This is a genomic window from Campylobacter sp. CNRCH_2014_2849, from assembly GCF_025772845.1.
In the GTDB taxonomy this organism is placed as follows: Bacteria; Campylobacterota; Campylobacteria; order Campylobacterales; family Campylobacteraceae; genus Campylobacter_D; species Campylobacter_D lari_D.
In genome coordinates this window covers 24,213-42,473 of the sequence record NZ_JAKMSW010000001.1, presented here as the reverse complement: position 1 = coordinate 42,473, position 18,261 = coordinate 24,213, and the positions used below count along the sequence as shown (strand labels likewise).

The 18,261-nt window shown below is 27.6% G+C and carries 22 protein-coding genes and 1 pseudogene; 10 read left to right on the top strand and 13 right to left on the bottom strand.

Annotated elements, in window-relative coordinates; translation table 11 throughout:
• Position 1: 1 nt before the first annotated feature.
• From L8X33_RS00230 to L8X33_RS00210, 5 genes are read left to right on the top strand one after another with little or no spacing between them, the layout of a single operon-like run.
• Positions 2-325, top strand: coding sequence for a hypothetical protein (locus tag L8X33_RS00230; protein ID WP_263669684.1), 324 nt, complete (start codon positions 2-4; stop codon positions 323-325).
• Complete coding sequence (gene mshL, locus L8X33_RS00225; protein ID WP_263664625.1) at positions 297-1,688, top strand: pilus (MSHA type) biogenesis protein MshL; 1,392 nt, start codon at positions 297-299, stop codon at positions 1,686-1,688. The genes L8X33_RS00230 and mshL overlap by 29 nt, the downstream gene beginning before the upstream one ends.
• Entirely contained in the window at positions 1,669-1,998 is a 330-nt protein-coding gene (locus L8X33_RS00220; protein WP_133319381.1) for a CDC27 family protein, read from the top strand. The genes mshL and L8X33_RS00220 overlap by 20 nt, the downstream gene beginning before the upstream one ends.
• Positions 1,991-3,508, top strand: coding sequence for a GspE/PulE family protein (locus tag L8X33_RS00215; RefSeq protein ID WP_263669683.1), 1,518 nt, complete (start codon positions 1,991-1,993; stop codon positions 3,506-3,508). Before L8X33_RS00220 ends, L8X33_RS00215 begins: the two co-directional genes overlap by 8 nt.
• Positions 3,505-4,665, top strand: coding sequence for a type II secretion system F family protein (locus L8X33_RS00210; protein ID WP_263662831.1), 1,161 nt, complete (start codon positions 3,505-3,507; stop codon positions 4,663-4,665). Before L8X33_RS00215 ends, L8X33_RS00210 begins: the two co-directional genes overlap by 4 nt.
• Here the strand turns inward: L8X33_RS00210 and L8X33_RS00205 are convergent.
• From L8X33_RS00205 to L8X33_RS00155, 11 genes are read right to left on the bottom strand one after another with little or no spacing between them, the layout of a single operon-like run.
• Positions 4,662-5,414, bottom strand: a complete 753-nt coding sequence (locus L8X33_RS00205) for a TSUP family transporter (RefSeq protein ID WP_220566448.1) — start codon at positions 5,412-5,414, stop codon at positions 4,662-4,664. The genes L8X33_RS00210 and L8X33_RS00205 overlap by 4 nt on opposite strands.
• Positions 5,399-6,148: a TIGR02757 family protein gene (locus tag L8X33_RS00200; RefSeq protein ID WP_133319377.1), complete on the bottom strand. Its 750-nt coding sequence runs from the start codon at positions 6,146-6,148 to the stop codon at positions 5,399-5,401. Before L8X33_RS00200 ends, L8X33_RS00205 begins: the two co-directional genes overlap by 16 nt.
• Positions 6,148-7,977 carry a flagellar hook-associated protein FlgK gene (gene flgK / locus L8X33_RS00195; protein ID WP_263659835.1) on the bottom strand — a complete coding sequence of 610 codons (1,830 nt, stop codon included), beginning with the start codon at positions 7,975-7,977 and terminating at the stop codon, positions 6,148-6,150. The genes L8X33_RS00200 and flgK overlap by 1 nt, the downstream gene beginning before the upstream one ends.
• Before the next feature lie 10 nt (positions 7,978-7,987).
• Positions 7,988-8,422: a flagellar export chaperone FlgN gene (gene flgN / locus L8X33_RS00190; protein ID WP_133319375.1), complete on the bottom strand. Its 435-nt coding sequence runs from the start codon at positions 8,420-8,422 to the stop codon at positions 7,988-7,990.
• 41 nt (positions 8,423-8,463) lie between these two features.
• Positions 8,464-8,670 (bottom strand): flagellar biosynthesis anti-sigma factor FlgM, encoded by a 207-nt coding sequence (locus L8X33_RS00185; protein WP_133319374.1) that lies wholly within the window; start codon positions 8,668-8,670, stop codon positions 8,464-8,466.
• Positions 8,671-8,730: 60 nt separating this feature from the next.
• On the bottom strand, positions 8,731-9,096 hold the full coding sequence (locus tag L8X33_RS00180; protein ID WP_207921002.1) for a rod-binding protein: 366 nt from the start codon (positions 9,094-9,096) through the stop codon (positions 8,731-8,733).
• Positions 9,096-10,142, bottom strand: coding sequence for a flagellar basal body P-ring protein FlgI (locus tag L8X33_RS00175; RefSeq protein WP_263659834.1), 1,047 nt, complete (start codon positions 10,140-10,142; stop codon positions 9,096-9,098). The genes L8X33_RS00180 and L8X33_RS00175 overlap by 1 nt, the downstream gene beginning before the upstream one ends.
• Positions 10,143-10,200: 58 nt before the next feature.
• Entirely contained in the window at positions 10,201-10,857 is a 657-nt protein-coding gene (locus L8X33_RS00170; RefSeq protein ID WP_133319372.1) for an RsmD family RNA methyltransferase, read from the bottom strand.
• Positions 10,850-11,245 carry a hypothetical protein gene (locus L8X33_RS00165; protein WP_263659833.1) on the bottom strand — a complete coding sequence of 132 codons (396 nt, stop codon included), beginning with the start codon at positions 11,243-11,245 and terminating at the stop codon, positions 10,850-10,852. Before L8X33_RS00165 ends, L8X33_RS00170 begins: the two co-directional genes overlap by 8 nt.
• Entirely contained in the window at positions 11,229-11,933 is a 705-nt protein-coding gene (locus tag L8X33_RS00160; RefSeq protein WP_220566453.1) for a hypothetical protein, read from the bottom strand. Before L8X33_RS00160 ends, L8X33_RS00165 begins: the two co-directional genes overlap by 17 nt.
• Positions 11,934-11,942: 9 nt before the next feature.
• Positions 11,943-12,581: a DUF5644 domain-containing protein gene (locus L8X33_RS00155; RefSeq protein WP_133319369.1), complete on the bottom strand. Its 639-nt coding sequence runs from the start codon at positions 12,579-12,581 to the stop codon at positions 11,943-11,945.
• Between the two features lie 97 nt (positions 12,582-12,678).
• On the opposite strand from L8X33_RS00155, the gene L8X33_RS00150 reads away from it, so the two are divergent.
• The 5 genes from L8X33_RS00150 to fldA all read left to right on the top strand — a co-directional run bounded on the left by L8X33_RS00150 (position 12,679) and on the right by fldA (position 16,192).
• A complete protein-coding gene (locus tag L8X33_RS00150) occupies positions 12,679-13,500 on the top strand; it encodes a thiamine-phosphate kinase (protein ID WP_263661058.1) in 822 nt (273 codons plus the stop codon).
• Positions 13,469-14,602, top strand: coding sequence for a tRNA pseudouridine(13) synthase TruD (truD, locus tag L8X33_RS00145; protein ID WP_263669757.1), 1,134 nt, complete (start codon positions 13,469-13,471; stop codon positions 14,600-14,602). The genes L8X33_RS00150 and truD overlap by 32 nt, the downstream gene beginning before the upstream one ends.
• Positions 14,603-14,688: 86 nt before the next feature.
• Positions 14,689-15,006 carry a DUF2325 domain-containing protein gene (locus tag L8X33_RS00140; protein ID WP_133319367.1) on the top strand — a complete coding sequence of 106 codons (318 nt, stop codon included), beginning with the start codon at positions 14,689-14,691 and terminating at the stop codon, positions 15,004-15,006.
• A gap of 1 nt (position 15,007) precedes the next feature.
• The gene (locus L8X33_RS00135; RefSeq protein ID WP_133319366.1) at positions 15,008-15,700 is read left to right on the top strand and encodes a hypothetical protein; all 693 of its coding nucleotides are present in this window, start codon (positions 15,008-15,010) and stop codon (positions 15,698-15,700) included.
• The gene (gene fldA / locus L8X33_RS00130) at positions 15,701-16,192 is read left to right on the top strand and encodes a flavodoxin FldA (protein ID WP_133319365.1); all 492 of its coding nucleotides are present in this window, start codon (positions 15,701-15,703) and stop codon (positions 16,190-16,192) included.
• 24 nt (positions 16,193-16,216) lie between these two features.
• Here fldA and L8X33_RS08740 read toward each other — a convergent pair whose 3' ends face one another.
• Positions 16,217-16,741 carry a methyl-accepting chemotaxis protein gene (locus tag L8X33_RS08740; protein ID WP_393921402.1) on the bottom strand — a complete coding sequence of 175 codons (525 nt, stop codon included), beginning with the start codon at positions 16,739-16,741 and terminating at the stop codon, positions 16,217-16,219.
• 804 nt (positions 16,742-17,545) lie between these two features.
• A pseudogene (locus tag L8X33_RS08735) lies at positions 17,546-18,214 on the bottom strand (cache domain-containing protein); the annotation flags it as partial.
• Between the last annotated feature and the right edge of the window lie 47 nt (positions 18,215-18,261).

Genomic DNA, 18,261 nt, shown 5'->3' with positions numbered 1-18,261 from the left:
TTTGTTTCGAATTTTTATTCTTGTTTTATGGATAATTAATGCTTTTGGTGTTAATTATCCATTTTTAAATCAAAATTGTTATGTTGATAATTTAATTTCAATTCAAGATCCTTTTTTTAAAAAGACTACAAATATAAAATCTAATTTTTCTTTGCAAGCTATTGTTTCAAATAAGATTAAGATTAATGATAAGTGGTATGCTTTAAACGATTATATTGATGGTTTTAAAATAGTTGAAATTAGAAATTCTCAAGTTGTATTAAAAAAGGAAGAAAAAATAATGGTTGTAAATTTGTATGAAAAAAATAGTATTTTTATGTATTAATTTTTTGTTTTTTACAAATGTATTTGCCATGCAGTGTAATCAGCATTTTTTCAATATAAGAGTAGAAAACAAAACTTCTTTGCTTGAAATTTTAAATGAACTCGGAAGAGAGTGTGATTTTAGTATTATTATCAAAGATATTTTTGCTCAAGAAAAATTAATGCATGCTCAAAATTATTTACATATAAAGAAAATGTCTTTAAGAGAGATTTTTAAGCTTTTATTGGTGGAAAACAATCTTGCTTATGAATACGATAAAAATGCTTTAAAAATTTATGGAAAACAAGTTAAAACTTTTAAAGTGCATTATATAAGTTCTATTAGAGAAGGACAAAGTATTACTAAAGCTTCAGTGGATTCTAGACCAAAACAAGGAGATTATGATAATTATAAAGAAGTAGATAATTTAGTTATTAGTACTGATAAATTTGATTTTTGGGAGAAAATTTCAGAAGAAATTCAAGCTTTGTTGGATGAAAATACAACTAAACCTATTGTCAATACTAATGCAGGAATTATTACTTTAAATGCAACTCCATATGAACTTGCAAGAGTTGGAAAATATTTAGATGACTTAAATAAAAGACTTAAAAAACAAGTTTTAATTGATGTAAGTATTGTTGCTGTGCATTTAAACAAAAATCATTCAAGTGGAATTAATTGGCAAGAACTTGCTTTTAAACTTAATGGTGATGATAATGATTTTATAATTAATAAAGATGGTGTTAGAAATATTAACTTAAAAGCAAATATTGAAACCAAAGCTATTTTAAATTTATTACAAGAAAATGGTAAAACAACTATACTTTCTAACCCAAAACTTATGGCTTTAAACAATCAGCAAGCTATTATTTCTATAGGCGATACAATAAATTATCAAGTAAAAGAAAGTTCTAAAGGAACAGAAAATGGTACAATAGTTAGTGAAATATATAATAATTATTCTATTTTTGTAGGAATTTTACTTAATATATTGCCTGAGATTTCAGATGATCATAAAATTATGCTTAGGATTAATCCAAGCTTGAGTGATTTTAAATATAGTTTTGATAATCATAGACAAAGCAAACCAAGAAATATAGCGCCAGATACTATACAAAAAAAGCTTTCTACTGTAGTTGAGGTTGATGATGGACAAACTTTAATTTTAGGCGGATTGATTAGTAAAAATACCATTAATAATCATAATGAAATAAGCATTTTATCTAAAATTCCACTTTTTGGAGCTTTATTTCAAGGAAAACAAAATTATGAAGATATTAGCGAAATAGTTTTTATTATCAAACCAAGTTTAGTAAAAACTAATAATAAAATTTTAAGTTTAAAAGACCTAGGTTTTCAGCATGAAGATGATATGTTTTAAAATCTTAATATGTTTTTCTTTTTTAAATGCTATAGAAATTCAAAACAATAGTTTCGATCAAAACATATTTTATGAAAAATTCATTAATCAACCAAACTATGAAAATGCTTTAAATTTAGCAAAATATTTTTATCAAAATAAAGAATACAAACAAGCAGTTTTTTGGGCTATAGAGGCTAATGATTTTGATTTATTGCAAAAAGAAGCTTGGCTTGTTTTTATTAATGCTAAAATAAAACTCGGAAGATATGAAGATGCTTTAATAGCTAAAAAAGAATACGAAAAGCTTTTGGAGATTTATTTTGAGTGATACACATCAAAAATTAAAAAACTTAAGTGAGTATTCTTTAAAAGAAATTGCTTCTCAATATAAAATGGAATTTTTAAATTTAAATCAAACTTTTGATTTTGAAAAATATCTTCACATTTTGCCTTTTTCTTTAATAGAACAACATGATATTTTTTGTTTTTATGAAGATGATGAAAATATCCATATAGCTTCCTTTAAACCATTGGAAGAGAATGTTTTGGAAAAAATACAAAATTTATATCGTTTTAAAACTATCAAGATTTTTCTTTGTGTTTTTACGCAATTTGAATTTTTGCTAGAAAGGGTTAAATTTTTAATTAAATTTCAAAATCATCTTAATAGATTAGAGCTTAGTTTGAAAAGTGATGAAAATAAAGATGAATTTTTATTAGAGCAGTTTTTGAATTTAATTTTAACTTATGCTTGTTTTTTAAGAGCAAGTGATATCCATTTAGAGCCTTTAGAAAATGAAGTATATATAAGATTTAGAATAGATGGGGAGTTAAAATATATATATAGTTTTGATGCAAAATCATACCAAGCCTTATTGTTGCATGTAAAAATTATTGCTTTGCTTAATGTAGCTGAACAAAGACAAGCTCAAGATGGGAGTTTTTCTAAAATCATTTTAGAACAAAAATATGATTTTAGAGTTTCAATTATGCCTTTATTATTTGGACAAAGCGTAGTGTTTAGAATTTTAAAACAAGATGGATATGTTTTAAAACTTGATAAACTTTTTATCAAAGAAGAAAATTTAATTCAGCTGAAAAAACACACGAATGCACCTTATGGTCTGATTTTGTTTTGTGGGCCAACAGGGAGTGGTAAAAGTACTTTTATGCATGCTATTTTAAATGAAATTGAACAAAGTAAAAAAATCATCACTCTAGAAGATCCTATAGAATATAAACTTAAATATGCTCAACAAATTCTTTTAAATTCTAAAGCCGGATTTGATTTTCACAAAGCTTTAAGAGCAGTTTTAAGACACGATCCTGATGTGATTATGATAGGTGAAATTAGAGATGAGGATAGTTTGGATATAGTTTTAAAAGCTTCTTTAAGCGGACATTTAGTTTTAAGTACCCTACACACTAATGGCGCTATAGAAGCTATTTTTAGAATGAAGCATATGGGTGCAAGAGAATACTTAATAGCTCATTCTCTTAATTTAATTATAGCTCAACGATTAGTAAGAAAACTATGTGAATGTAAAGAACCTAACAAGGAAAAATTTTACTTTCAAAATCAAGTTTTTGAAGGAAAATTTTACAAAGCAAAAGGTTGTGTTGAGTGTATGTATAGTGGATATAAAGGGCGTTTAATGGTAGCTGAATTTTTGTTTTTAGATCATAATTTAAAAAATATGATAGAAAATAATGCAAATTATGAAAATATTTTAACATACGCTTTAAAAAAAGGTTTTTTGACTTTAGGTATGGATGCTTTAGAAAAGGCAAAACTTGGCTTAACAAGTATAGATGAGTTAAGAAAGATTAGTTTTTGAAAAAATTTGTTATTTTTTATGTATTAAATAAAGAGCAAAAACAATATATAATAAGGGCTAGAAATTTATATGAAGCTAGAAATTTTGCGTTAAAGTCATTTGTAAATATTATTAGTGTTGAAGAATATTTCAAACCGATAAAACATAAAATCAAAGAAGAAGAGCTTATTTTCATTCTTAAGGATTTAAATATGATCTTAAAGGCAGGATTAAGCTTACAGGAAGCAATTTTAGAATTTTTAAAATCAAGCTATGAAAAACAAAATATTAAAATTTTTAATACAATTTATAATAAACTCAATAATGGAAGTTCTTATAATGAAGCCTTTAAAGATATTTTAAATTCTAGAGAATGTGCTATTTTAAAAATTTGTGATGGCAGAGAAGATTTACATAAGGCTCTTGATATTATTATTAGTTTAAAAGAAAAAAATCTTTATAGTTTTAAGCAGTTAAAAAAGGCTATAGCTTACCCACTTTTCGTTTTTATGTGTATTATTTTTGCTTTTTTTATTCTTATAACTTTAGTTTTGCCTGAATTTAAAACTTTATTTTTACAACTTGAATTGGATTTGCCAAAAATCACTCAAATTCTTTTTATTATAGCTGATTTTTTTAGTCATTTTTACATGATTATTTTATTAAATATAGGATTTTTTATAATACTTACTTATTTTTTTAGGAAGTCTTTGTTTTTTCATAAAATTCTTTTTTATTTTCCCATTTTTGGAAAAATAATATTTTATCAAGATAAATTTTGCTTTTTCTTAATTTTTTCATATTTATTAAAAGCAGGGGTGGATATAAAAAGAGCTTTTAAACTTGCTTGTGAAGGTATAGAAAATCAATTCTTTAAAAACAAAATGTTTATTATAAAGACTTCATTTGAATCAGGACTTGATTTAGCTCAGGCTTTTTCTAACACAAAGCTTTTTGAGTCTTTTGTGATAAGAATGTTAAATTTAGCTTTAAAAAGTTCTAAATTAGATGAAAGCACTTATGAGCTTGCTTTGTTTTATGAGTATAAAAAAGAAAATTATACTCAAAAGCTTTTGAGTGTTTTGGAGCCTTTGATGACAATTTTTATGGCGAGTTTGATTTTAGTTTTAGCCTTGGGTGTATTTTTACCTATGTGGCAAATTAGTCAAGAAATTTAAGCAAGATAATCATAAGCAACCTTAGCTATAGTTAAAGCAACCATAATCAAAAAGAGTTTTTTGATAAAAGTTCCTTGCGTTTTTAAGACTAGTTTTGATCCTATAAAAGCACCTAAAATTTGACCTATACCCATTAAAATACCAACTTTCCAAAGCACCTCATAAGAGTATAAAAATACCCCTAAAGCTACTACATTGCTAGTAAAATTTAAGATTTTAGTATTAATGCTTGCATTTTTCATGCTAAAACCAAGAAATATCACGCAAGCAAAAATCCAAAAAGAACCAGTACCAGGTCCTAAAAAACCATCATAAAAACCAAGTAGCAAGCCAAAGATGATTTGAAAGCTTGTAGTACTCATTTTAGCTTTATTATGTACATGGCCTAAATCAGGCTTGAAAATAGTGTAAAAAAAGATTAAAACAAGGCAAATTAATACAATGATTTTAACAGCATTTTGATCTATTAGTAAGACTGCATAAGTTCCAATGGCAGCTCCAATAGCAGTAAATAAAATTCCCAAAGCTATCTTTTCTATATGCATAGATTTTCTATAAGCTAAAACCGCAGTGAGTGATCCAAAGGTACTTTGAAGTTTATTAGTAGCTAGGGCTAAATGAGGAGGAATACCACAAGCAAATAAAGCAGGTATGGTAATAAGCCCACCACCACCTACAATCGCATCAACACAACCTGCAAAAGCAGCAACAAAGAATAAAATCACATAATAAGTTAATTCAAGCTCCATAAGCTTTCCTTGTTTTGTCCGATTCTATATAGAGCAAAATCATATTTTATAGGATCAGTAGGATCGAATTTTTTAAGACTTTGCGTAAGTTCTAAAACACTTTTAAAATCATAAATCTTACGCTTTAAAAGCTTAAGTTTTAATGAAACTTTATGAGTATGAGTGTCTAAGGGTATGAGTAAATCTTTTTTGTCTATATTTTTAAACAAACCTAAATCTAATTCATCTTTTCTTACCATCCACCTAAGATACATATTGTATCTTTTTAAAGGACCTTTTGGAATGTTAAATTCTTTTGAAAAGAAAAATTCATAACCATAACTTTTATAAGGATTAAGCTTGTAAATTGTTTCTATGAAAGCTTTTATTGCTTGTGTTATGTTTTGCTCTTTTTGATAAGTTTTGGTAAAAATATTTTCTATACTATCTTCATTTTTTAAGCGCTTGAGTGTGATGAAAATTTGAGCTATATCTTGAGAGTTTTGAAAGCGGTATTTTAGATTTTTACATTCTTTTTTAATAATCTCATCGCTTTTCTCAAGCAAGGAAAAATCAAGTTTATTTAAAAAATTTACAATATTTTTAGCATTTCCATAGGCAAATAAAGCACAAAGCAAGGCTATATTTTCATCTTTATAAACACTTGCAATTTGTAAAGGATCAGGATGAGAGAAAAGCTCTTTTTGAGTGTTTTTGCTTAAAATTGCTTCATCTAAAAGAGCTTTAATTTGCATTAAGATTTTAAACCAAGTAAGGTTTCAAGCATTTGATCAACGGTAGTTACGATTTTAGCTGCAGCGCCATAACTTGCTTGATATTGTATGAGTGCTGCTAATTCTTCATTGGTATTTACACCACTTTTTGATTGATATTCTGCATAAGCTGTATTAAATACCGTCATATTAGTTGCATGCGCAAAGCCATTGCTTTCAGCATCTGAAGCAATTTGGCCTGTAAATTTTCTATAATATCCATCCAAAGTCATAGTATCTACTGTACCATCTTTATTATAAAAATTTACTTTTTGATTTTGAAGTTGCAACATAGCATTAGCTACATCGTTATTTCCATCAACTCCGTTTGAACTAGCTTTTAAGCTATTTGGATCATTTCTAATGCTTGAATTTACATTAATGCTACTTGCATCTTGACCATTGAAAAATGAAGATACATTTAAAGCGCCTGGGAAATTTGTGCCATTATCCTTAAAAGCTATTTTATAACCTTTTTTTAAGCCATTGATTTGGAAATTTCCACTATCACTTTTTCCATCATAATGATAAAAGGCTTGAAAATAATCATTTAAATCATTACCGCTAACACCATCTTTATTATCATCAACATCTGCATTGATTTGTTTAATAACATCTTCTATAGTGGTATTGACATCTATTTTTATAGTTCTAGTAGCTACTGCATTACCTTTTTCATCATAAACTGTGATGTCAAAGCTTCCTGCTTGGATGTTTTTATCATAACTCATTAAAGAAGTATCAGATTTTAAACCTTTTAAATCATCTGAATTTACTTTATCGGTTGCTGCTTGAGCATAGACATTATTAGTTTGAGTTATGAGTGTTTTTGTAAAGGTATTGAGCATATCTTTATACTCTTGTAATTTTCCATCGCTGTAAGTATCATGATTGCCATCATAATTTCTACCTCTAAGATCAAGTTGAGCACCAAGCTGCCCACCTGAAATTTTGCTTGTTAAATCATAGCGGTTTTCATCATTTACTTCATAATAAATTTGATAAAAACCATTAGGGTTGTTATTATCTAATTTTAAAGGGTGAAAGCTAGAGCCATTTACTATACTAAAGCCTTGAATGCTTAAATCATAATATCTTCCAGAATCAGTCATGGTAGATTCTAAAGTACTATCTTGAGAGCTTGTTCCTTTCCAAGCAACAGCATTAACTAACTTTGAAAGTCTAAGTTCAAGTTCATCTCTTTTATCTCTTAGTTGATTTGCATTATCGGTAGGTAAAACTTCTTCATTTTCAAGTTGTTTATTAATATTTGCAATTTCTTGACCAATGTTATTAATCTCATCTACGGTTTGTTGAATTTGCTCATTAACTGTTTGTTGCATTTTGCTAAGATCTTGTAATGTTTTTTGTATGTTTTGAGCTAATGTGTTTGCGCTATTAACAAGATCTATTTTACTTGCTCCATCGCTTGGGTTGGAAGCAAAGTTATTCCACGCATCATAGTAATTTTTATAATCTTGTAAAATACCAGTTCCTTGCATATCAGGAAATCTTTGACTTGCTTCTTGTAAAATTTGTCCTAAATAATTTGTATAGTTTTGTTGAGTAGTGGCGTTTTTTAGCTCATAATAAGAATGCTCATCATGCAATCTTTTAATAGTATCAATTTGCGTACCTGTTCCTAAGTGTAAGCCACCTCTATCAAGAGACATACCTGAACTTTGCACCGCTCTTTGTCTAGTATAAAATACTGCATTTGCATTAGAGATATTGTTACCTGTGGTATTGATTTGAAGTTCAGCAGCTCTTATACCACTAACCCCTGTATATAAACTATCAAAAATTCCCATGACTTAGCCTTTAAACATTGATCTTAAATAATGAATCTGGAATTGTCTTATTATCCCCATAAGCATTATTTGTTCCATTTTGTTCAAACATTGTATTTAAAAGATTGTCGTAAAAATTTTTAATAATAAGAGCCAATTTAGCATATTCTTTATTTTTTTGATGTAAGGTGTTTAAATTTTGCTTTAAAAGAGCAAGTTTTTCTTTATCTTCATCATCTAAAAGTTCGTCTAAACCTTTATTGTTTCCTTGATTACTAAGTTCTACTAAAGCCTTATCAAGATTTTTTTTAGCAATTTGAAAATCATTTACAAGTTTAGTTTTTTCTTCTACGCTTTTGCTAACATGTTGGTGATTAGCAGCTTGAATTTGAGCTATATCTTCTAAAGTAAGATTGATGAGTTTTTCTAAAATAGAATTTGTTTTGTCTAAGTGTTGTTTAACCATTTTTATCCTTTCTTAGGCACTAACCCAAAAAAGGATAAAAATTATAATAAAGAATCTACTATTGCTTTTGAAGTGGCTTGCAAGTCTATTTTATACTCGCCATTCTTTATTTGTGAAGCAATAAAAGATGCCTTATTTTCTTCTACCTTTTGAGTTTCTTTTGCCTTGTTATTTTCTTTGTTTTCTGTTTTATTTATATCGCTAGTAGCAACTTGAGCCACATAGCTTTGATGTATAGGGTTTATCATTTTAAGCCTCCAGTTCTATTGAAAAACTCTAAGAACCATATCGACACTTAAAAAAATAACTTAACGCCTTTCTTTTAAATAATCAAATAATAATTTTGAAAAACCTAAACCACCACTTAATGCTTTACTCATAGTATCATTATACATAGATGAATAAATTTCATCACTTGCATCTTTTCCAAATAAAGAATTTTCTTGTTTTAAAGAAATATCCAAAACACTTTTAATTAAGAAAGCTTCAAAAGCATCGGTTTGTTCTTTTAAAGCTTTATCTTCATCATTTAATGCTTGTATATGAGTTAAATCATTTTTAAAAGCACTATCTGCATAGTTTTTAGCAGCCTTATAGCTATTATTATGCTTGGTAATGTTTTCATAAAGCTCACTGCTGTAATTTTTGCTCGCTAAATAATTATCAACTCTCATCATATCACCTCTAATTCAGCACTGATTGCACCAGCTCTTTTTAGATTTTGCATAATAGCTATGATATCATTTGGTGCTGCTCCAAGTTTATTTAACATTCTAGCTATGTTTGCTACTGTTGTTTTATTGTTTGTGATTTTTAAAGTATTAGATACAGGGTCTAAAATACCACCATCTTTCATATCGATTTCATTTTGTCCTAAAGCTACGGTATTGTTTGGATCAATTTTTATAGTAATATCTTTATGAGTAATTAATATAGGTTCAACTTCTATATTTACTCCCGCTACGATAGTTCCTGTTCTTTCATCAATAATCACTTTGCTTTCTGGGGTATAAGCTATATCTTGTTCTAATACTCTTGCCATAAATTCAACATGAGAAAATTCTTCAGGTTTTGTTAATTTTATAGTTCTAGAATCTAAAGCTTTTGCTATATCTGTGTCAAAAATAGTATTTAAAACTCTTTCTATATTATTAGCTGTTTTAAAATCTGCTTCTTTTAAGCTTAAAATCAAATCTTCACTTTGGCTAAAGTTTTGTGGAATTTCTCTTTCTACTACAGCGCCATTAATAACATTTGCTGAGGTTGAGTGTGTTCCTGCTGCACCCGGTCTTGGGCTAAGTCCACCTATAGCTAATGAACCTTGAGCTACTGCATAAATCTCTCCATCAACTCCTTTTAGAGCTGTCATAAGTAAGGTTCCACCTTGTAAAGATTTTGCATCACCTAAAGAAGCCACACTTACATCAAGCTTATCCCCACTTCTTGCAAAAGCAGGAAGCTTTGCTGTTACCATTACTGCTGCTGTATTTTTTGATTTTATATCACCTGGGCTAACTTTTACATTCATACCCTGAAGCATATTTGAAATAGATTGTAGAGTAAATTCACTACTTGTACCATCTCCACTTCCGTTTAAGCCAACAACCAAACCATATCCTATAAGTTGGTTATCTCTAACACCTACTACATTAGTAAGTTCTTTAATAGTAGCTGCAAAAATGCTTAGATTTAATACCAAGCAAAATAGTAATATTCTCATCGATTCTTCCTTTAATCTATGCTATTTTCATAAAATTAAAGCAAAAAAAGTTCCAAATTTATATAAAGGAGTAAAAACTTAGAGTAGTTGAGCCAAATTTTTTTTCTTTAGTTTTTTCATAATCTTGTATTTTAGTTGGAGTTTTAAAAGTGCTGTGGTGTTCTATGATAATGATTTTTACATTTGAATTTTGTATATTTTCTATCAATTTTAAAGTTTTTTCATAAATATCAAAAAAACCTTCTCTAATATCAAATGGAGGATCAAGATATAAAATAATATCTTCTTTAGAATTTTGAATAATTTGAGGAGTTTTTTTAAAAGTATCATCATTAAAACAAAGGGTATTTTGATCAACACCAGAAGCGTTTTTTAAAGCTATTTCATAAGCCTTTTTATCTTTTTCTATGGCATAACTTTTTAAACAACCATTGCTTCTTGCTTCTAATGCCATCAAAGCACTTCCTCCAAAGGCCTCTATAAAAACCTTATCTTGTAAAGAAAAACGCAAAACATTAAAAACACATGATTTTACTATGCTTTTAGTGCTTCTTGTGGTATCTAGGCTAGGAAGTAAAATTTTTTTACCCTTATAAATTCCACTTTCTATAGTGGTGTAAATTTTTTGAGCTTGTTTTTTTGAGCTTGTTTTTTTATCCTCTTTGTAATTTTTTAAAAAATCTCTTACGCTTTGATATTCTTGTGTTTTATGCATTATTATTTTCTTCTTTGATAAGATTTTTTAACTCTGTTTTATAAAGATCAAATATTGCATCGATTTTTTCATGACTTTCTTGGCGTAGTTGTTCTAAAATGGCTTCACATTTTTGATTCATAATTTTTTTCTCACGCATTGCTATTTTATAGGCAATATTTTGCAAGCTTGCATTGAAATCATTTAAAGCACATAGCAACTCTTCTATGTTAAAAGGGTGAGTTAAGAAATTTGATTTTTTGTTGATGATAAATTGTGGCTTTTGTGTGTTGATTTTTTCATCACAGACTAAAAAATCACAATCTTTTTTTAAAACTAAAAAATCTTTTAAAGCAATTTCTAAAGTTTTTTCTAAAATTAAATCCTTGCATTCAAGAGCGATTTTCATTGACTAAACTCACTTTTAATTTGTGTTTTTTTAAAGTGTATGGTACTATACCTAGAGCTAAATTTGCAAGCTCTGCGAAACTTAAAATATAAAAATCTTCAAAATTTCTATTTGAAATTGCTTGTAATTCTTTAGAACACTTATCAAACATATAAAAAGAATAAAAATCTTCTACAACTAAAAAATCACAACCACTATCATAAGCATCTAAAATGATTGCTGCTGCACTTTTATAAGCTAATTGCGCATTTAAACTTAAGAACCCATAGCCACAACTCTTATATTTTCTTTCAAAATCAATTATATTTGCTTTAAGAATCTTAGCAAGTTCTAAAGAGCAATTAGCATGGGAAAATCCTTGATATACACCTATGTTAAATTTATCAAAAAAATATTTAATGTGTTCTGTTTTTAAGTATTTTAAAAAAAACTCTGGAGCGTATTTAATCTTATCGATTTTACTCATAATTTCATAAGAGCTATATTCGCAAGCTAAGATATTATTCTCATCCATCATTCTAGAATATTCATCTAAAATATCTTTAGGATCATAGTCAATAATAAAATAATTTTTACCCAAAGGTTTTTCACATAATGTGCTTTCAACACCGACTGTATCTAAGACATTTTTGATAATATCAAAATAACAAAATAAATCATTATTGCTATTGGTGTAAATTTTATACATTTTAATTCCTTAAAAAATACTTCTTGCAAGACCTGATTTTACAAGCATAACTTTTAATTCTTTGATGTAAGATTCATAGTCAAGCTCATTAGATGAAATAAAATTTTTGAATTTAGTATGATAATAAATTCCTTTTTCTTCATCTGCTATCAATTTTAAAAATTGTGGAGTTTTTTCTGGATATTTAAGTAGCATTTTATAGGCAAATATAAAGAAACTATCTCCTAAATATTCAGGTAGAAATTCTCTTACTTCGCTTGTATAATATAAAAAGTCATATTGCTTGTAAAGCTCTATATCATGTATGTCAATAAGTCCTTTAAAAAGTTCAAGTTTTTCTAAAAAATCACTCTTATCCATGATCAAGTCTTTAATAGCTCTTTTAGTATCGAGTGGTTCTATGATGAGTTCTTTTCCAAATCTTTCAATAATATTACTTAAATCTCTTCTTTGTCTAATGGTAACTTGATTAACTTTAATACAACTTTCTGGATTTTCTTCAAAATCAAAATATATATCATCTTTTTTAATCTGACTTAAAATATCATAAACACTTTTAAAATTTTTACTATCATAAACATATGGTTTATAATAAGCTAAATAATCACTATCTTTATCAAAACGAAAAATTCTTAAAGTTATTTGCATTTTTTATCCTTGGTATTATTTTTGATTATATACATTTTAAACTTATAAAAATTTGATTATTATATAAAATTAAAAGCTTTTTGTATAAAATATTCACATGGATAAAGAAAAATTTATTATAAATGCTTTTGCAAATTCTATCAACGGAGATGATGGAGCAATCATCGATGGATATTGTTATTCTAAAGATTTATTTTGTGAGGATGTGCATTTTAAACGCTCTTGGATGAGTTTAGAGCAAATTGGTGCAAAAGCTATGCTCGTTAATATTTCTGATGCAATTGCTATGAATGCTACACCAAAATACGCTCTTTTAGGGCTTTCTTTACCAAAATGTTTAGAAATGAAACAAGTTAAAGCTTTGCAAAAAGGCTTGCTAGATAGCGCAAAAGAATTTGGGGTGCAAATTATAGGCGGAGATACTATAGCAGATAGGAAAATTAATATTAGTATAACTATTATTTCTAAAGTGAATAAAAGGGCTATTTTTAGAAAAGGTTTAAAAAAGGGAGATTTGCTTGCTTTTAGTGGGAAATTAGGTGAGAGTTTAAAAGGTTTAAATATACTATTTCGCGGTGGAAAATTGCATTCTAAACATCGTTTTATAAAACCGAATTTAAGGCAGAAATTTTTTTATGATATAGCAAAAAAAGTCAGAGTGAGTATGGATATTTCAGATGGTTTAAATAAGGATCTATCGAGAATACTCTTTATAAATCAACTTGGTATAAAATTTCTTAAAAAATTAGATAAATTTAGCTTAAATAGTGCAGAAGAGTATGAAATTTTATTTGCTTTTGATAAAAAACATAAAGTATTTATACAAAATATGGCTAAAAAACATAGAATTAAACTAAATATTTTTGCAAAAACAACAACAGGAAGGTATAAATTTTATGGAAGAGAACATCATTTTTAAGCCCTTATATACTTTAAAACACAGCCCGATAAATGTGTATTTTTCAAAAAATAGTAATGATTTTGTAGTAAGAGAAAAGCCTTTGTATGAATTTAGTGGTAAAGGTGAACATCTTATTTTACATATAAAAAAAAAAGATCTAAGCACCAGTGAAGCTTTGAGAATTTTAAGTGAGCAAAGCGGTGTTAAAATGAGAGATTTTGGTTATAGTGGTTTAAAAGATAAACAAGGCTTAACTTTTCAATATATTTCTATGCCTAAAAAATTTGAAGAGGGCTTAAAAAATTTTAAACATGATAAGATGAAAATTTTAGAAAGTTTTTATCATGATAATAAACTTAGAATAGGGCATTTAAAAGGAAATTCATTTTTTATAAGATTAAAAAAAGTTTCAAAAGTAGATGCTTTAAAAATAGAACAAGCTTTCAAAAATATCCAAGAACAAGGTTTTGCTAATTATTTTGGATATCAGCGTTTTGGTAAATTTCAAGATAATTTTTTACAAGGACTAGAAATTTTAAAAGGTAAAAAAATCAAAAATAAAAAAATACAAGAATTTTTAATTTCTGCCTTTCAAAGCGAACTTTTTAACAGATATTTGAGTAAAAGGGTGGAATTATCACATTTTATCAATGATTTTAGTGAAAAAGAAATAAAACAAATTTATGATTTAGATAAAGATGAAATTAAAAGTTTAAAAAATCAAAAGCAGTTTTTTAAGATTTTAAAAGGTGAAGTTTTAGGGCATTATCCTTTTGGTAAATGCTTTGTATGTGAAGATTTGCCAAGTGAAGTAGAAAGATTTAATCAAAAAGATATTAGTTCTATGGGGCTTTTAATAGGCTCTAAAGCTTATGAAACAAATGAAGGTCTAGCTAAAAAATTAGAAGATGAGATTTTTTCTTTTGCATATGAGTTTAAAGATAAAATGCAAGGTTCAAGACGCTTTATGTGGTCTTATTTGCAAGATTGTAAAAGTTATTATGATGAAGAAAAAGCTCATTTTACTTTAGAATTTTTCTTGCAAAAAGGTTCATATGCTACAGTGGTTTTAGAAGAGATTTTACACGCAGATATTTTTGATCAAACCTATAATACATAATTTTAAAAATTGATATTGAGTATCAGTTAAAATTTATCTTTTATAAATTATAATAACAATTATCATTTTTATAAAAGGAAAGCTCAATGTCAGTTTTGGTTATAGGTGCAGATGAAATTACTCCAATTAAGGCAGTTTTGACAAATTTAGGCGCAAAAAGTATAGAGCATTGGGATGCTAGAAATGAAAATAGGGTAAATAGAAAACCCATTCCGCAAAATACTGAATGCATAGTCATGCTTACTAGTTTTTTAAATCACAACACCATGAAAAAAATTAAAACAGAGGCAAAAAAACGCAATATACCTTTGGTTTGTGCTAAACGCAGTGTGAGTTGTGTATATTGCGAATATTGCAAGGTTTTTGGTCTTGAACAAACTTATGAATGTACAAAAAAGGCATAATATGTTTGGTTTTAATAACAAAGAGGATTTGGTACCTAAAATATTTAGAGATTTAGAACAAGAAAATATTAATTTTATTTTTTTAAATTTGTATAATTCTTTGGTGGAAAATGATCTAAAAATACCTTATATTTATGCAAAAAAAGCTACTAGTTTAAGAAATATTTTTGAGTTAAAAATCCAAAATATGATCACAGAAAGGGTTTTGAAATTTAGTAAAATAAAACAATTTTGTCCATATTCTCATAAAATCATCAAAGCATATAAAGAAGGAAATTTAAATAAATTACAGCTTGAAGCAAAGATGCCAAAATATGCTTTAGCTAGATTAATACAAAATGTTTTTATGTCATCAAATTTTATCTTAGATCCACAGGTGGCTTTTGAGTCTTTTGTGTATGATAAAATTTGTAAAAGCAATGTAAAGGCTAGGGTAGATATTCAAGAAAATATCATTATTATCAATGATAAAATGGCTATTATGCCTTCTTTTTTTGAAGATAATAAAAAGGATATAAATTTAGCTTTGCAAATTATCAAAAAAAATGTTTTTGAAATATTTTATATTGTGTATCCAAGAAATAAAAATTTTACTCAACATAAAGAAATAAGACATAATTTATGTGAAAATAACAAAACTTTGCTAAAATTAGTTCCCTATACTATTAATAATCAAATTTTAAGGAGATGTTAAATGTCAGTAGCAGTAATTTATGGTAGCTCTATGGGAAATACCGAAGGTGCGGCAAATATGATCGCTCAAAAATTAGGAATTTCAGATGTGTTAAATATTGCAGATATTAATGCAGAAAAAATCAATTCTTATGATAAATTAATCTGCGGAACTTCTACTTGGGGAAGTGGAGATTTTCAAGATGATTGGGATAGTTTTGATTTTTCAGCTTTAAATCTTAGTGGAAAAACCGTTGCAGTTTTTGGTATGGGAGATAGTGAAAGCTACTCAGATACATATTGTAGTGCTATGGGAAAACTTGCTCAGGCTTTAAAAGCAGCAGGTGCAAATTTAGTAGGTTCAGTTTCTACAGGTGGTTATACTTTTGAATCAAGTGATGCGGTAGAAGGAGATAAATTTGTAGGGCTTGCATTAGATAATGATAACCATGAGGATTTAACCGAAAGTAGAATTGATGCTTGGTTAGAACAAATTAAACCTTCTTTTTCTTAAATCTAGATGCCAAAAAGGCATCTTTTAAAATTTTCTTTTTTTTGTTTCACTTAATATATCTTGTGCTAAAGAATCTACTTCATTTGCAATAGCATTTGTATGTATTGCTGTTTGAGAATTTTGTTGTGTAAGTTTTTCTATAGTAGCCACTGACTCATTAATTTGGCTAATATCATTAGCTTCTTCCTTTATAGCTTCGCCCATATCATTTATAGACTGGGCTAAGATATTAGTATTAGCTTCAATCTCACCTAAAGACTTTTGAGTTCTTTCTGCTAAGTTTCTAACTTCATCAGCAACAACAGCAAAGCCACGACCATGTTCTCCTGCACGAGCTGCTTCAATAGCTGCATTTAATGCAAGTAGGTTAATTTGATCAGCAATATCTGAAATCATAGTGGTAACACTTTTAATATCATTACTTTGTTTAACTACATCTTGTGCTTTGATAGAAATTTCACTCATAGTTGAATTCATTTGCTCTAAAGCTCTTGCACTTTCTTGTAATGATGAGGTTTGATGTGTGGCATCATTTGTAAGTTCATGCATACTTTGTTTGAGTGCTTCGGCTTTTTGATTTAATAACTCACCTTGGTTTAGTGATTTTGAAAGCATGTTTTTGATTTCATTCCCAAGGGCATTGATTGCTTTTTCAACATCGCCTTTTGGGGTATTAATAGCTGCAGTAAAATCTAATTGTTTATAACTATCAAATACCGCTTGAATTTCGTTTAAATTATTACCAATTTTTTGTTGTAAAGTATCAAGCATTTTATTTAAAACATCTATGAGTTCTTGAATTTGTGGATTGTTAGCATGAGAGCTAATGTGTAAATTAAGCTCACCTGTTTCTATTTTTCTAGCAACATTTACAGATTCTTCAATAGCTTTTGCATCTTTACTTAAAGCCTCTTTGATAATATTAATATTTTCATTAATCTCATCAGCCATTTTTCCAAATTCATCTTGAGTTTTTAGTTTAATAGGGTGTGAATGAATGTCTTTATGATTTAAATAGTTAAAGAAATTATGCAAGCCTGAAGATATAATAGCAATTGGCTTAAGATTATAAGAAATGATTATTCTAATAAAAATCAAAGTAATAAAAATAGCAATTAAGGAAATAATAATTTGTTCCATCAATGTTTGTTTAGCTGTATCGCTGTAAAAATCATAATCAGCTATAGAGCAAATAGTATATTTTGGATTGATACTACCATTACAAATTAAAGCTTTGATCCCTTCTTCTTTAGTTTGAATTTTGAAAATATCCCTAGAAAGACCTTTGTTTGCACCTTCAGTTGTTTTAAAATAATTTGAAATAATATCTTTACTAATATTAGTTGAGGTTAAGATTTTGGAAGAATCGGTATGAAAAAGATAAGTTCCATCATCAGCTAAAACAGCAGCATGTGAATAAGGTGTTTTACTTATAGCCAAAACTTCTTCTGAGAATTTTTTCAAATCATAATCAGCAGCAACTACACCTATAACTTCTCCATTGTCTATAATAGGACTAGCATAAGAAATGGTTGGTTTTTGCATACTAGATGATATGTAAGGATCTGTGACAATTAACTCTCTTTTTTCCTTGGCTTCTTTATACCATCCTCTAGATCTAGGATCATAACCACTTTCTGGAGTTTGATTATTGCCATTTGATCTAAATATAGTTCCATCTTCAAAACCCACATAGGTTAAATCAAAACCCAAAGAATTTCCTATAGAATTTAATAAACTAGTATATTGTGTTGAATTTAGATTATTTTTATTTTCTTTGATGTATTTTGTTAAAGAATTGATCACATTGCGTCTATCGCTTGCGTATAAATCAAATCTTTTACTCACATCAAAAGCAACCTTTTGTTGAAACTGAACTAACAGTGTATGGCTATTGGATTTAGATTTAACATAATTAAAAAAACCTAAAACACATAGCAAAACTACAACAAAAATACAAACTAAGAAAGCTATTTTGTTGGAAAAATTACCTAGTAGGTATTTCTTAATAGAAGAGAGCATTTTTTCTCCTTGACAAAGTCAATATTTGACTTTATGATTATGATAGT